The 14,540-nt window shown below is 64.8% G+C and carries 16 protein-coding genes; 5 read left to right on the top strand and 11 right to left on the bottom strand.

All coding sequences use genetic code 11. The annotated features are described in order from the left end of the window. Nucleotides 1-4 precede the first annotated feature (4 nt). Nucleotides 5-2,086 carry a M3 family metallopeptidase gene (locus tag IVB48_RS25915; RefSeq protein WP_247404197.1) on the bottom strand — a complete coding sequence of 694 codons (2,082 nt, stop codon included), beginning with the start codon at nucleotides 2,084-2,086 and terminating at the stop codon, nucleotides 5-7. Between the two features lie 135 nt (nucleotides 2,087-2,221). Between IVB48_RS25915 and IVB48_RS25920 the strand changes: the two genes are divergently transcribed. From IVB48_RS25920 to IVB48_RS25940, 5 genes are all read left to right on the top strand, one after another. Continuing rightward, nucleotides 2,222-2,476, top strand: a complete 255-nt coding sequence (locus IVB48_RS25920) for a hypothetical protein (protein ID WP_007597166.1) — start codon at nucleotides 2,222-2,224, stop codon at nucleotides 2,474-2,476. Between the two features lie 669 nt (nucleotides 2,477-3,145). Further along, nucleotides 3,146-4,288, top strand: coding sequence for a type III PLP-dependent enzyme (locus IVB48_RS25925; protein ID WP_027565545.1), 1,143 nt, complete (start codon nucleotides 3,146-3,148; stop codon nucleotides 4,286-4,288). Nucleotides 4,289-4,420: 132 nt separating this feature from the next. Further along, nucleotides 4,421-5,008: an N-acetyltransferase gene (locus IVB48_RS25930; protein WP_247284725.1), complete on the top strand. Its 588-nt coding sequence runs from the start codon at nucleotides 4,421-4,423 to the stop codon at nucleotides 5,006-5,008. Nucleotides 5,009-5,143: 135 nt separating this feature from the next. Further along, a complete protein-coding gene (locus IVB48_RS25935) occupies nucleotides 5,144-5,533 on the top strand; it encodes a RidA family protein (RefSeq protein WP_247284726.1) in 390 nt (129 codons plus the stop codon). A 48-nt stretch (nucleotides 5,534-5,581) separates the two neighbouring features. Then, nucleotides 5,582-7,024 (top strand): homospermidine synthase, encoded by a 1,443-nt coding sequence (locus IVB48_RS25940; RefSeq protein ID WP_247404200.1) that lies wholly within the window; start codon nucleotides 5,582-5,584, stop codon nucleotides 7,022-7,024. A 113-nt stretch (nucleotides 7,025-7,137) separates the two neighbouring features. On the opposite strand, the gene IVB48_RS25945 is transcribed toward IVB48_RS25940, so the two are convergent. From IVB48_RS25945 to IVB48_RS25990, 10 genes are all read right to left on the bottom strand, one after another. Then, nucleotides 7,138-7,473 carry a hypothetical protein gene (locus tag IVB48_RS25945; protein ID WP_247284728.1) on the bottom strand — a complete coding sequence of 112 codons (336 nt, stop codon included), beginning with the start codon at nucleotides 7,471-7,473 and terminating at the stop codon, nucleotides 7,138-7,140. A gap of 100 nt (nucleotides 7,474-7,573) precedes the next feature. Then, nucleotides 7,574-8,290, bottom strand: coding sequence for an MgtC/SapB family protein (locus tag IVB48_RS25950; RefSeq protein ID WP_247284729.1), 717 nt, complete (start codon nucleotides 8,288-8,290; stop codon nucleotides 7,574-7,576). Nucleotides 8,291-8,320: 30 nt separating this feature from the next. Then, nucleotides 8,321-9,340, bottom strand: a complete 1,020-nt coding sequence (locus tag IVB48_RS25955; RefSeq protein WP_247284730.1) for a WD40 repeat domain-containing protein — start codon at nucleotides 9,338-9,340, stop codon at nucleotides 8,321-8,323. After that, a complete protein-coding gene (locus IVB48_RS25960) occupies nucleotides 9,340-10,395 on the bottom strand; it encodes a GTP-binding protein (protein WP_247404203.1) in 1,056 nt (351 codons plus the stop codon). The genes IVB48_RS25955 and IVB48_RS25960 overlap by 1 nt, the downstream gene beginning before the upstream one ends. Before the next feature lie 54 nt (nucleotides 10,396-10,449). Next, nucleotides 10,450-11,313, bottom strand: coding sequence for a metal ABC transporter substrate-binding protein (locus IVB48_RS25965; RefSeq protein WP_247404206.1), 864 nt, complete (start codon nucleotides 11,311-11,313; stop codon nucleotides 10,450-10,452). 5 nt (nucleotides 11,314-11,318) lie between these two features. Continuing rightward, nucleotides 11,319-12,188 (bottom strand): metal ABC transporter permease, encoded by an 870-nt coding sequence (locus tag IVB48_RS25970; protein ID WP_007597190.1) that lies wholly within the window; start codon nucleotides 12,186-12,188, stop codon nucleotides 11,319-11,321. A gap of 6 nt (nucleotides 12,189-12,194) precedes the next feature. After that, nucleotides 12,195-12,950: an ABC transporter ATP-binding protein gene (locus IVB48_RS25975; RefSeq protein ID WP_027565554.1), complete on the bottom strand. Its 756-nt coding sequence runs from the start codon at nucleotides 12,948-12,950 to the stop codon at nucleotides 12,195-12,197. A gap of 2 nt (nucleotides 12,951-12,952) precedes the next feature. Continuing rightward, nucleotides 12,953-13,204: a hypothetical protein gene (locus IVB48_RS25980; protein WP_247404209.1), complete on the bottom strand. Its 252-nt coding sequence runs from the start codon at nucleotides 13,202-13,204 to the stop codon at nucleotides 12,953-12,955. 43 nt (nucleotides 13,205-13,247) lie between these two features. Beyond that, nucleotides 13,248-13,748, bottom strand: coding sequence for a hypothetical protein (locus tag IVB48_RS25985; RefSeq protein WP_247404211.1), 501 nt, complete (start codon nucleotides 13,746-13,748; stop codon nucleotides 13,248-13,250). Beyond that, nucleotides 13,745-14,356, bottom strand: coding sequence for a permease (locus tag IVB48_RS25990; protein ID WP_247404214.1), 612 nt, complete (start codon nucleotides 14,354-14,356; stop codon nucleotides 13,745-13,747). Before IVB48_RS25990 ends, IVB48_RS25985 begins: the two co-directional genes overlap by 4 nt. Between the last annotated feature and the right edge of the window lie 184 nt (nucleotides 14,357-14,540).

Below are 14,540 nucleotides of genomic sequence, written 5' to 3' on the forward strand. Positions count from 1 at the left end.
GCCCTCAGGCCGCCTTCGGAGCGTCGAGCAGGCCGCGGCGGCGCAGCAGCGCGTCCGGCTCCGGCGGCCGGCCGCGGAAGGCCTCATAGGCGGCTTCCGGATCGACCGATCCGCCGCTCGAGTAGATGTCGTCGTGCAGACGTTTTGCGACGGCCGGATCGAAGATGTCGCCGGCTTCCTCGAATGCACCGAAGGCGTCGGCGTCCATCACCTCAGACCACATGTAGCTGTAATAGCCGGCGGCATAATGATCGCCGGTGAAGATGTGACCGAATTGCGTCGGCCGATGACGCAGCGAGATCTCCTCGGGCATGCCGATCTTTTCCAGCTCGCGTCTCTCGAAGGCGCGGACATCCTGCGCGGCGGAGGCCGGCTGGGTGTGGAATTCGAGATCGATCAGCGCCGAGGAGACGAACTCGACGGTGGCGAAACCCTGGTTGAATTTTCGCGCGGCCAGGAACCGTTGCAGCAGATCGTCCGGCAGCGGCTCGCCGGTCTGGTAGTGGCGGGCGAACTGCTGCAGCACCTCCGGTCGCTCCTGCCAGTGCTCGTAGAGCTGCGAGGGCAATTCGACGAAGTCGGTGAATACGGAGGTGCCCGACAGCGACGGATAGGTCACGTTGGAGAGCATGCCGTGCAGGCCGTGGCCGAACTCGTGGAACAGGGTGCGGGCGTCGTCGGGCGACAGCAGCGAGGGTTCCCCATCCGCGCCCTTAGAGAAGTTGCAGATGTTGAGGATCAGCGGCGCGACCTCGCCGTCGAGCTTCTGCTGGTCCCGCAGCGAGGTCATCCAGGCGCCAGAGCGTTTCGATGGCCGGGCGAAGTAGTCGCCATAGAACAGCGCCTTGTGCTTGCCGTCCCGCCCCTTCATCTCCCAAACCCGGACGTCCGGATGCCAGACCGGCACGTCCTTGCGCTCCTCGAAGGTGACGCCGAACAGGCGCGTGGCGCAGTCGAAGGCGGCGGCGATCATGTGGTCGAGCGCGAGATACGGCTTGATCGCGGCGTCGTCGAGATTGGCGCGCTGAAGGCGCAGCTTTTCGGCATAGAAGCGCCAGTCCCAGGAGGCGAGCTTGAAATTGCCGCCCTCCTCGGTGATCAGCGCCTGCATGTCGTCGCGGTCGGCGAGCGCCCGCGCCCGGGCGGGCTTCCAGACCCGCTCCAGAAGGCCGCGCACCGCTTCGGGCGTCTTGGCCATGGAATCCTCGAGCCGGTAGGCCGCGAAGGTCGGGTAACCCAGGAGATTGGCGCTTTCCTCGCGCAGCTTCAGGACCTCGACGATGGTCGCGTTGTTGTCGTTGGAATTGCCGTTGTCGCCCCGCGCGGTGAAAGCCTTGTAGACCTTCTCGCGCAGGTCACGCCGGGCCGAGCTCTTCAGGAACTGTTCGACCGAGGAGCGCGACAGGGTGACGATGGCCTTGCCGGCCATGCCGCGTTCTTCTGCCGCAGCCTTGGCGCTGGCGACAAAACTCTCCGGCAGGCCCTGGCGGTCGGCTTCGCCGAGCTCCATGAACCATTCCTGCTCGTCGCCGAGCAGATGATGACTGAAGCTGGTGCCGAGCTGGGCGAGTCTCTCGTTGATCTCCGCCATCCGCGTCTTGGCCTCTTCGGAGAGGCCGGCGCCGGAGCGGTGGAAACGGGTGTAGGTGCGCTCGAGCAGGCGGAGCTGTTCCGGCGTCAGACCGAGATTGGCGCGGTTCTCGTGCAGCTGGGCGATGCGGCCAAACAGCACGGCGTTCATCATGATCGGATTCCAGTGCCGCGCCATTCGCAAGGAAACCTCCTTGTCGATCTCCAGGATGGCCGGGTTGGAATGCGCCGAGACGAGGTCGTAGAAGACCGACGCGACCTTGCTCAGCAGCTTGCCCGAGCGCTCCAGCGCCGTGATGGTGTTGGCGAAGTCGGCCGCGGTCGGGTCGTTGGTGATCGCTGCGATCTCGGCGGAGTGGTCGGCGAAGGCCTGCTCGAAGGCCGGGAGGAAGTGCTCCGGCTTGATCTCGTCGAAGGGCGGGGTCGCAAACGGCGTCACCCACGCCTTCAGCAGCGGGTTGGTCTCGGAGTCCGTAGTTTGGCGGGGTTCTGACATTACAAGTCCCGATTTGTGGCTCGATTGTTGCGGCCAGCTATAGCACGCGATGGGGCTTTTTTGGGCCATTTGCCCTTGCTCCCGGCTGCCTTTTCGGGGAGATTGCGGCCCTCCAAGCCTAGGACCCCTGAGCTCATGAACGCGACCTCCTCGTCTTCCCGTCGGATCGTCTGGCCGAGCGTCATCACCGTCATCAGCGCCGCCATCCTGATCGGCGCCGAGGTGTTCGGCGCGGCGTTTGCCGGCGGCTGGGCGCTCGCGATCCTGTTCGGGCTGGGCGAGCAGGGCACGCACATCCTTCAGGCCGCACTGTTTGCACTCGGCGTGCTCGTGATGACTGCCTTCATCCGCGCCGCTCAGCGCGTCGAGCCGTTCACGAAGCGCGGCTGACACTTCCTCGCGTGCGAGAGACACGCGCGCAGAAAACTTAACGCGCGTTCATCTTCCGCGTCGCTCGCGCAACACTGCGCAAGCAGATGTTAGGCAATTCTGTTCGCAGTCTAAAAAATCTCTTGCGAAGCAGAGTCAAAACACTTATGTGCGGATTGCCCAATTTCGCACGTGCCTGTGGTCGTGTGTCAGTCGGTAGGTATCCGGACAAGAGGCCGGACAGCCGCCAAGGGGTGAAGAAGCCGAGGGGCTCTTCGGAAGTGTGGAAGTCGGAAGGCTCATAGCCGGAAGACGAAAGCAAACCCGGAGCGTCCAGCATCTCTCTCAAAGAGATGCCTTGTCGAAGGTGACTTTGCTCTTTGCAACCGTGACTGGCAGCCGGAGGCGAACCGGCGCACCCCGCTCTCAACGGGGGACGCGACTTAAAGCAACGACGGATCGGGCTTTTTTGGTCTCTACCGGCAGTCCAACGCCGGCGCGGGCTACTGAAAAGGCTTGTCCTTCATTGCCAGGTGTGCGGGCGGGAACATTCCCAACCAATCCACGGCAGCACAGTCTGATGTGAGTCTTTGGCTCGTCGCGCCTCCATCGCGCGATCTGGCCGGAGCGCTCTTATCCGACGTCATTTTTTGAACGGATCCCCGTCGCTGGGCCGTTTGGGAGAGTGCTATGACCGACCGTATCCAGGAATTCCTGCGCAACCGCCGCAGCGAGGGCCTCGACACCGAACCGTGCCTCGTCGTCGACCTCGAAGTCGTGCGCGACAATTACCAGACCTTTGCCAAGGCGCTGCCCGACAGCCGCGTGTTCTATGCCGTCAAGGCGAACCCGGCGCCGGAAGTGCTGACTTTGCTCGCCTCCATGGGCTCCTGCTTCGACACCGCGACGGTCGCCGAGATCGAGATGGCGCTGGCCGCCGGTGCGACGCCCGACCGCATCTCCTTCGGCAACACGATCAAGAAGGAGCGCGACATCGCTCGCGCCTTCGCGCTCGGCATTCGGCTGTTCGCGGTCGATTGCACCGCCGAGGTCGAGAAGATCGCCCGTGCCGCGCCCGGCGCAAAGGTGTTCTGCCGCATCCTCTACGACTGCGCCGGCGCCGAATGGCCGCTGTCGCGCAAGTTCGGCTGCGACCCGGAGATGGCCGTCGACGTACTCGACGTTGCCAAGCGTCTGGGCCTGGAGCCGTGCGGCATCTCCTTCCATGTCGGCTCGCAGCAGCGCAAGGTGAAGGCGTGGGACCGTGCGCTGGCGATGGCCTCGCAGGTGTTCCGCGACTGCGCCGAGCGCGGCATCAACCTGACCATGGTCAACATGGGCGGCGGTTTCCCGACCAAGTACCTGAAGGACGTGCCGCCGGTGGTGACCTACGGGCGCTCGATCTTCCGCGCGCTGCGCAAGCACTTCGGCAACCAGATTCCGGAGACCATCATCGAGCCGGGCCGCGGCATGGTGGGCAACGCCGGCATCATCGAGTCCGAAGTCGTGCTCATCTCGAAGAAGAGCGACGAAGACGAGGTGCGCTGGGTCTATCTGGACATCGGCAAGTTCGGCGGTCTCGCCGAGACCATGGACGAGTCGATCCGTTACGCCATCCGCACCCCGCATGACGGTGCGGACATGACGCCGTGCGTGCTCGCGGGCCCGACCTGCGACAGCGCCGACGTGCTGTACGAGAAGAACCCGTATCCGCTTCCGGTGACGCTCGAGATCGGCGACAAGCTGTTGATCGAAGGCACCGGGGCCTATACGTCGACCTACTCGGCGGTGGCGTTCAACGGCATCCCGCCGCTGAAGACCTACCATATCTGATCGCCTCTCTTTCCGAGGCCTGACGAACCCGGGAGCCGGCTTGCCGGCTCCCTCCCTGACATTTCGATTTCTGACGACGCCTTGGACCGGCGTGCTTTGGGCACGTCCGTTTCAAGCGGGGACTGACGCGCCATGACTGCTCTTCGAAAGACACAGGTTGATCCCACCTCGAAAGCCGCTCCGTTCGCGATCCGTGCGGAGCGTGCGGCCGACGTTGCGATGCGTGAAGCGCTGCTCGATGCGTCCTTTGGCGAGAACCGCCATGGCCGCACCTGCCAGCGCCTGCGTGACGGACGCGCACCCGCAGCCGGCCTCGCGCTGACCGCGATGCGCGAGGGGAAGCTCGTGGGAACCGTGCGGCTGTGGCACGTCAGCGCCGGAGGCAGGCCCGCTCTGGTCCTCGGACCGCTGGCGGTGGACCCTGCCTGCCGCGAGCTCGGGATCGGCGCCGCGCTGATGCAACAAGCGCTGGCTGCCGCCCGGGCGCGCGGGCATGCCGCCGTGATCCTGCTCGGCGATGCCCCTTATTACGCCCGCTTCGGCTTCTCCGCCGCCAACACCGGCGAGCTGTCGCTGCCCGGTCCGTTCGAGCGCGACCGCCTGCTGGCGATCGAATTCCATGCCGGTGCGCTGGATGGCGCCGAGGGGATGATCGTCCCGACTGGCGCGGCCCTACCCAAACGGAGGGTAGTTCGCGGCCTCGAGGCGCGCGCGGCGTAAGGGATTGCCATGATGGCGATACCGAAGCCGCGCCGAGCGGAGATGCTCGCGCGTGCCCTTTGCTTTAGGGTTGCGCGGGCCTGAGAAACGCCCTTTAACCCGCCAAACGCCCCCTTCAGTCGAGGCCCACGACCAATGTCCCGCCGCCTGATTTCCACCGGCTCCCCGTTCGAGAAGACCGCCGGCTACAGCCGCGCCGTGATCGACGGCGAGTTCGCCTTCGTCGCGGGGACCACCGGTTACGACTACACCACGATGACAATGCCGGCCGATGTCACGAACCAGTCACGCAACTGCTTCAAGACCATCGAAGCTGCCCTGAAGGAGGGTGGCTTCGAGATGGCCGACATCGTCCGCGTGACCTACTACCTCACCGACATCAAGGATGCGGACGCGCATTTCGCGGTCTGCGGCGAAGTCCTCGGCGAGATCCGCCCGGCCGCCACGCTTCTCGTCGTCTCGGCGCTCTACAGGCCCGAGATGAAGGTCGAAATCGAAGCCACTGCCAAGCGCCGCAGCGCCTGAGCCATCCCTCACCATTTGTTCGCCCGCACGTTCCGGAGAAACCATCCCATGAGCCCCGCCTCGCAGATCTACGCGAAGATCACTGGTCCCATCGTCATGGTCGGCTTCGGCTCCATCGGCAAAGGCACGTTGCCGCTGATCGAGCGGCATCTCGATTACGACAAGTCGCGCGTTACCGTGATCGATCCGAAGGACGAGGGTCGCAAGGCTCATTGCGAGAAGCACAATGTGCGCTTCATCCAGAAGGGCGTGACCAAGGACAATTATCGGGAGTTGCTGACCCCGCTGCTCACTGAGGGCGGCGGCCAGGGCTTTTGCGTCAATCTCTCGGTCGACACCGGTTCAACCGACATCATGGAGCTCTGCAACGAGCTCGGCGCTCTCTATATCGACACCGTCAACGAGCCCTGGCTCGGCTTCTATTTCGACTCCTCGAAAGGCCCGGAAGCGCGCTCCAATTACGCCCTTCGCGAAGCAACGCTGGCCGCCAAGAAGGCGCGCCCTGCAGGCTCGACGACAGCGGTCTCCTGCTGTGGCGCCAATCCCGGCATGGTCTCGTTTTTCGTCAAGCAGGCGCTGCTCAACGTCGCCGCTGACCTGAAGCTCAATGCCCCCAAGCCGAAGACCAAAGCCGAATGGGCGGACTTGATGCGACAGGCCGGCATCAAGGGCATCCACATCGCCGAACGCGACACCCAGCGCTCCAAGAAGCCGAAAGAGCCCGATGTCTTCGTCAACACCTGGTCGGTGGAAGGTTTCCTGTCGGAAGGCGTGCAGCCATCAGAACTCGGCTGGGGCACCCACGAAAAATGGATGCCCGAGAATGCGCGCACCCACGAATCCGGCTGCGGCGCCGCCATCTATCTGATGCAGCCCGGCGCCAATACCCGCGTGCGCACCTGGTGCCCGACCCGCGGCGCGCAGTATGGCTTCCTTGTCACCCACAACGAGTCGATCTCGATCGCGGACTATTTCACGGTGCGCGACGCATCGGGCACGGCGGTCTATCGTCCGACCTGCCACTATGCCTATCATCCGGCTGACGATGCCGTGCTGTCGCTGCATGAAATGTTCGGCCGCGCCGCTAAGATGCAGGAAAAGCACCACATCCTCGACGAGAACGAAATCGTCGACGGCATCGACGAACTCGGCGTGCTGCTGTTCGGCCATGACAACAATGCCTATTGGTTCGGCTCGCAGCTCTCCATCGAGGAGACCCGCAAGCTCGCGCCCTATCAGAACGCCACCGGCCTGCAGGTGACCTCCGCCGTGCTCGGCGGCATGGTGTGGGCGCTGGAAAACCCGAACGAGGGCATCGTCGAAGCCGACGAGATGGATTTCGACCGTCTGCTGGAAATTCAGTTGCCGTATCTCGGGCCGGTCAAGGGTTTCTACACCGACTGGACCCCGCTGACGGATCGTCCTGGACTGTTTCCGGAAGATATCGACACCAGCGATCCCTGGCAGTTTCGGAACGTTTTGGTGCGGTGATCATGCCGTCATGCCAGGACTTGTCCCGGGCATCCGCGCACTTTCTTTCTCGCGATTCCAAGAACGTGGATGGCCGGGACAAGCCCGGCCATGACGCCACAACTGGCAGTTAGCTACTTCCTCTCGATCGGCGGCGCGATCTTCTCGGCTGGCGCCGGCGGCAATGCTGGTTTAGGCGCACCGGCAGCGCCCTGCGTCTGCGGGTCGGGTCGCGCCGGCTCTGGGGCGGGCGTGGTCGGCCGGTCGCCGCCGGGCTTGGCTTCCGCGGGCTTGTTCTGATCGTCAGACGGCGTGCCCTGAAGGGGCTGCGTCGCCTGGGCCGTCTGCATCCGGGTCTCGGCGCGGATTTGCGCCAGCGACATGCCCGAGACCACAACTCCTGCTGCGAACAGCGAGCAGGCAACCATCAGGTCGAGCTTCAGTCTGCGCTTGTCATATTGGCCGGGCATGTCGATCACCGCCTTTGTCCGTGGGATCAACGAAATCGCCGGTCCGCGGTTCCCTGCCCGTGGTGCGGGAACTCGGCGGCTGCGCGCCCAATCGCCGCGCTCAGTCCGTGGTGCTGACTTCCCAGGTGGCGTGGCGGACGCCGGGCAGGTGCTGGAGATCGGTGGCCACTGCATTCAGCTCGTTTGGATCGACGGCGCTCGCGACCAGCTTTGCCACGATCTCGATCAGATCATCCCCGGTTTCGACCATTTCGATATCGGCCACCAGATATTTTGCGCCCTCGAGCTTCTCAACGAGCCGGTCACGCATTTCGGGCAAGGCGTCCGGTGCGACCGCGAGCTTGAAGTAATAGGTCGCCTCGGAGGTCTTCTCGTTGAGAGGGATGCGGTTGATGGCGTTGACCAGCGGCCGCAGCATGGTGTTGCCGGCAATGACGAAGACGGTGAGCGCCGCGGCCTGCGCGACCATGTCGGCGCCGGCGCAGGAGCCGACCGCGGCCGAAGCCCACAGCGTCGCCGCGGTATTGAGCCCGCGCACGTCCATGCCCTGCTTCATGATGACGCCGGCGCCGAGGAAGCCGATGCCCGAGACAACGTAGGAGATCACCCGCACCGCGCCGTCGGCGCCGGTCAGGTGCATGGCGAGATCGACGAAGGCGGCGGCGCCGACCGCGACCAGCACGTTGGTACGCAGGCCCGCGGTGCGCTGCCGGTATTGCCGCTCGGCACCGATCAGCGTGCCCAGCACGAAGGCCGTGAACAGGCTGACCAGCGTGTCCGCGAAGTCAGCGAGCTGGAAGGTCGTCAGAAACCGCATGGCCCCATCTACGGTCGGAACGATGACAGATTAAAGCTCGAGCAGGCCGCCGTCGCCATTTTCGTCGGCAAACGCCAGCAGCGTCCCCTTGGCATTCCAGGCGAGCGCGGCCACCGGCGGGGTGCCATTGCGGCGGACGAGGATCTCGGCGCCGTCCTCCAGACGCACCATCAGCACGGTGCCGTCGCTATAGCCGGCGGCGAAGATGTCGTTCCTGGGATGGCAGGCAACGACCGACACGCGCGCCTGGAGCGGCGCGAGCATCGCAGGCTCCTTGCCCATCGGGCCGTCCTTGCTGGCGAACGGCCATATGATGACGGTGTCGGCGCCCGAAGTCGCGAGCCCCTTGCCGCCCGCGCTCCACGACATCGAGCGGACGCGGCCGGGATAGCCGGTCATGCGCATGTGCCTGTTGTCGGCAAGCCGCCAGCCGTGCAGCGCCGATTCGTGCATCGTGGTGACCAGGAATTTGTTGTCCGGGCTGAAGGTGACGCCGAGATGCGAGCCGGCCCAGGGCAGGAATTCCGCCGATCCCGCCATGTTGGGAAACCACAGCGTCGCGCCGTTGTAATGAGCAATCGCGAGACGCTGGCCCTTCGGCGCAAACGCGAGGCCGCCGACGGTCGAGGGCACCTCGAGCGACTTCTCCTCGCTCTTGCCGCTGTTGAAGAAAGCAGTCTTGCCGGCCGACCAGGCGTAGGCACCGTCCGGATGCAGCGCTACCGCATCGATCCAGCGCCGCTTCGGGTCGGTGGCAAGCAGCGTCACTTCGCCCTTGGCGTCGAGCGATACGACTTTTCCATCGTCGCCGCCCATCATGAGGCGCTTGCCGTCGGAGGCGGCCGAGAGAATGCCGCCGCTGTGCACGGCGACCTTGCTGATCTCGCCCTGGCCATCCACGAACGCGACGTTCTCCTCGCCGCCGACGAAGGCAGCGCGGGGCCCAAGGAAATGCACGGAGGTCACGACCATCCCGAGCGCGAGCGGTTTGACGCGCTCGGTGACGGAGACGATCGAGGCGGAATCGGCGGGCGGCGTAAACTCTTTCATCACGAGACGATGCAGCTCTCAAAACCTTGGCGAATGAGATCTTGCGGCAATTCGCGGCCGATGAAGACGAGGCGGCTCTCGCGCGGTTCGCCGTCCTTCCACTTCCGCTGGTGGTTGCCCTCCAGCATCATGTGGACGCCCTGGAAGACGTAGCGGTCGTCGTCGTCGTGGAAAGCGAGGATGCCCTTGGAGCGCAGGATCTTGCCGCCCTCGACCTGCACCAGGTTCTGGAGCCAGGGCATGAACACGTTCGGATCAAGCGGCTTGTCGGTCTTGAGCGACAGCGATTGCATGTCCTCGTCGTGATAGTGCTTCAGGCCGTGGCCGTGATCATGATCATGATCGTGATGATGGTCGTGACCGTGGTGATGATGATCATGGTCGTGGTCATGATCCTCGGCATTCAGGAAGTCCGGCTCGATGTCGAGGATGCGGTCGAGGTCGAAAGCGCCGCGGTCGAGCACGTCCGCCAAAGCCACCGAGCAGCGCTCGGTGCGGTGCAGCTTCGCATAGGGGTTGATGGCGCGGATGCGAGCCTCGACCTCGGCAAGCTCGGCCTTGGTGACGAGATCGGTCTTGTTCAGCACGATGACGTCGGCAAAGGCGATCTGGTTCTTGGCCTCGGGTGCATCCTTGAGACGGTCGGACAGCCACTTGGCATCCGCAACCGTGACGACCGCGTCAAGGCGCGCGTTCTTCTGCACGTCCTCGTCGACGAAGAAGGTCTGGGCCACCGGTGCCGGATCGGCAAGACCGGTGGTCTCGACGATGATGGCGTCGAACTTGCCCTTGCGCTTCATCAGGCCTTCCATGATGCGCACGAGATCGCCGCGCACGGTGCAGCAGATGCAGCCGTTGTTCATCTCGAACACTTCCTCATCGGCGCCGATGATGAGGTCGTTGTCGATGCCTATCTCGCCGAACTCGTTGACGATGACGGCGTACTTCTTGCCGTGGTTTTCCGACAGGATGCGGTTCAACAGCGTGGTCTTGCCGGCACCGAGATAGCCGGTCAGGACGGTCACGGGAATTTTTGGGGCGGTCGCTTCAGACATAACAACTCCGGACTTCGGGCTTTTCGCGCGACGCGAGGCGGGGTGGCCCCTGCCCTAGTGGTCAAGCGCGCTGGTCAGGGCCTTTATATTGTGCCTGACCATATCAATGTAAGTGGGTGCAGGCCCCTTTTCGCCGGTCAAACCGTCCGAAATCAGGGTCCCACCGACTTTTGAGCCGGTCTCCGCCGCGATCCGCCGGATCAGCCGGTCGTCGCTGATATTTTCCAGGAACACGGCCGGGATTTTTTGGGCCTTGATCTGGCCGATGATGGTGGCGATGTCCCGCGCGCTGGGCTCGGTTTCCGTCGAGACGCCCAAGGGCGCGATGAACCTGACGCCGTATTCGGCGGCGAAATACCCGAAGGCGTCATGGGTCGAGATCACCTTGCGCCGCTCCTGCGGGATTTTGGCCACGGCTTCGCGGACCTCGCGGTCGAGCGTTTCGAGCTTTTCCAGATAGGCCTTGGCCTGGGCGCGGAAGAACTCCGCATCATCTGGGTCGGCCGTAGCCAGCGCATCGGCGATGTCGGTGACGTAGATTTTGGCGTTGGGGACGGACTGCCAGCCATGCGGGTCTGCGGCAGAGCCGAGCTTGAGCGGCGCGATGCCCGCGCTCGCGGTGACCACCTGCGCCTTGCTTCCCGAGGACTGCACGAGGCGCGGCAGCCAACCCTCGAGACCAAGCCCGTTGACGACGACGAGCTTTGCGTCCGCGATCCGCTTCGCATCGCTTGGCGCGGGCGTGTAGACGTGGACGTCGCTGTCGGCCCCGACCAGCGTCGTCAGATTGATCCGGTCGCCGCCGACATTGCGGACGAAATCGGCGAGGATCGAGAAGCTCGCGACGACCTTCAGTTGCTCCGCGGCGTGCAGCGGCGAGGCAATCAGCAAAAGCACACAAAGCAGGATGCGCCGCATCGCTATCACGCTTCCAGATGCCGGCCGGGAAACAGCTGCCTGACGACGCCGCCGACCCGGCCGAACAGGACGGAGACGGTGTAAAGCGCGCTCGCCACCAGAATGATCGCAGGGCCCGAGGGCACACGGGTCTGGAACGACAGCACGAGGCCGGCATAGCCGGAGACGGCGGCAGCGACGACCGCGATGCAAATCATGACGGTGAGATCGCGCGACCAGAACCGCGCGATGCCGGCCGGCAGGATCATCAGACCGACCGCGAGCAGCGTGCCGAGCGCCTGAAAGCCGTTGACGAGGTTGATCACGACCAGCGCGAGGAAAGCGAGATGCGCAGGCCCGCCAGCCCGGCTCACGGTGCGCAAGAACAAGGGATCGACACTTTCGATCACCAGCGGCCGGTAGATCACCGCGAGCACCAGCAGCGTCACCGTGGCGTTGAAGGCGACGACCAGCAGCGTCTGGTCGTCCATCGCGAGAATATTGCCGAACAGCACGTGCAGCAGGTCGATATTGGTGCCCTTGATCGAGACGATCGTCACGCCCAGCGCCAGCGATGCCAGATAGAAGGTCGCGAGCGAGGCATCTTCCTTCAACCCGGTCGAGCGCGCGACGAGGCCTGCGAGGATCGCAACGGCAAAACCTGCGATCAGGCCTCCGGCCGTCATCGCGAACAGATTGAGACCTGAGAGCAGAAAACCGACAGCGGCGCCGGGAAGTATTGCATGTGCCATGGCGTCGCCGACCAGGCTCATCCGCCGCAACATCAGGAACACGCCGATCGGCGCACCCGCGAGCGACAGCGCGATGACGGCCGCAAGCGCACGTCGCATGAACTCGAATTCGGTGAACGGGCCGATCAGCGCGTCATAGAGCATCGGATATCAAGCCGCCCGTGAGCGGGCATCATCGGCCGAGCAGGCGGCGGCGCTGTCGTCGAAGGCTTCGCACATCCGCATCGCGACCAGCAGGTTTTCCGGCGTCAGCACCTCCGCCGTCGGCCCCCACGCCACAGGGCCGCGCGCCAGCACCAGCGTCTCGCTGAAATGGGTGCGCACCATCTCCATGTCGTGCAGTGCGGCGAGCACGGTGCGGCCCTCGCCATGCCAGTGCTTCACCAGCGTCAGCAGATCGGCCGTGGTCTTGCTGTCGATGGCGTTGAAGGGTTCGTCCAGCACGATCAGCCGCGCGTCCTGGAGCAGTACGCGCGCGAACAGCACGCGCTGCATCTGGCCGCCCGAGAGTGTGCCGATCGGGCGGTTCTCGAAGCCGTTGAGGCCAACGGAAGCGATGGCGCGGAGGATCTTTTCGCGCGCCGCCTTGCCGATGCCGCCGAACAGGCCGGTCCCACGCCACAGACCGGTGGCAACGAAGTCCAGCACCGAGATCGGGAAGCTGCGGTCGATCTCCGCGCTCTGCGGCAGATAGGCGATATCGCGGCTGTCGAGCCCGCCGAGATGGATGCTGCCGTCGAGCGGCCTGAGGATGCCGACGATGCCGCGCAGCAGCGTCGACTTGCCGGCGCCGTTCGGGCCGATCACGGCCAGCAACGCACCCGGCGCGACCTCACCATTGAGATGGTGCACGGCCGGATGGCGGTCATAGCCGAGCGTAACGTTGTGAAAATGCAGCGCCGCCATGGTCACCTCATTGCCAGGAAGACCACGCCCCAGAGCACGGCGCAGACCGCGAGCGCGGCCGCGAGGCGGGCGGCCATCGTCATGCGCAGGATCGACCAGTGCGCCGCCTGAGCCGGATGCGGAGAGGCCGCATCGTGGACATGGGCGTGGGTGTTAAGCGGGTGGCTGTGATCGTGTCCGTGCGAATGCCCGTGATCATGGGAATGGCGATGAGCATGGTCGTGATGATGGGCTGGGGACGCGGCGGGAACCATGCCGGGACGTTATATTATAACATTACCCCTGTCCACGCCGGGCTCAAGGCTTGCCGATCACCATGGCAATGGCGGCGGCGACGAACGGGAACGGCACCGAAACCGCGCAGCGGAACCAGACGAAACGGGCCGGCATGAACGGAATCTCCCACAAAATCACCCGCTGGAAGGCAAACAGCGCCCAGGCGACGACATAGGCCACCACCTGCGGCACCCCACCGCCCGATTTCAGCGCCACCGTACCGATGGAGAACCCGATCACCGGACCGCCGGGGGTCGCGGCCCCGGCGACCACGGCGGTCGCGACCCCGAGCCAGCCGCTGTCCGGCCCAAGCCAGCCGCTGATCACTTCCTGCGGGATGATGGCGGCGATGTAGCCGGAGCCGATCACCCCCAGCGCGATCCGCGGCACGATGTTGATGAAGTCCATCGAGCCTTCGCGCAGCGAGGCCTTGAACACCGGTGGACCGCGGCGAAAGGCGATCAGGCCGACGCCGAAGGCCGAGCCCCACAACAGGATGTCGATCAGAAGCGCGGCGCTCAATTCTCGTCGTCCTTGACGGCCGGCTTCGGATAGAGCCGGACATATACGAAGCGGCCGAGCGCGCCTGCGAGCACCGGCAACGGCAGCGAGATGACAATGCGCCACAGCGTGAAGTCGGTGCCCATGATCGGGATTTCCCAGGCCACCGCCCGGCCATAGCCGATCAAGGTCCAGCTCACGACCATGGCGATGGTGGCACCGAAATCGGCGCCGACCGCGAGCAGCGCACTCGCCACGGGATAGGCGGTGAAGGGACCGCCGGGCAGGATCGCGCCGAAGGCGGTGCCGATCAGAAGGCCTTTGAGGCCCGATTTCGGCCCGAGCGCGCGCGAGACTTTTTCGTGCGGCAGGATCTCGGAGATGAACGCGCCGAGCAGGCAACCGGCCAGCACTCGCGGCAGGATGCCGCCGAACAGCGAGAGATCGTGGGTCAGTATGTCGAGAACACCGTCGGTGCCGTCACGCCGCCAGACCAGCCCCGCGCTCACCGCCACCAGCGCTGCGATGATGATGGTCGACCAGCCGATCGGCTTCCGCACGCGACCCGGCCGCGGCTCGGATTCCGCCTCCTCGGCGGGCGCCGGGTCTTTCGGGGAGGGTTCTGACAACGGGCGCGTTCGGCTCGAGGGTGATGCCCCTCCTGATTAAGGGCGCCGCGGATGCGATGCAAACAGTACGATGACGGGAGCGATGCGCACCTCGCGCAGGGCCATGCGAGGTGAAGTGCGAATTCCGCACAGCAAAAAGGCGGCCGCGCCTGCGACCGCCTTTTCAATTCCGTCATTCCGGAGC

Origin of the sequence: Bradyrhizobium sp. 76 (genome assembly GCF_023073025.1) — a bacterium.
Lineage (GTDB): Bacteria > Pseudomonadota > Alphaproteobacteria > Rhizobiales > Xanthobacteraceae > Bradyrhizobium.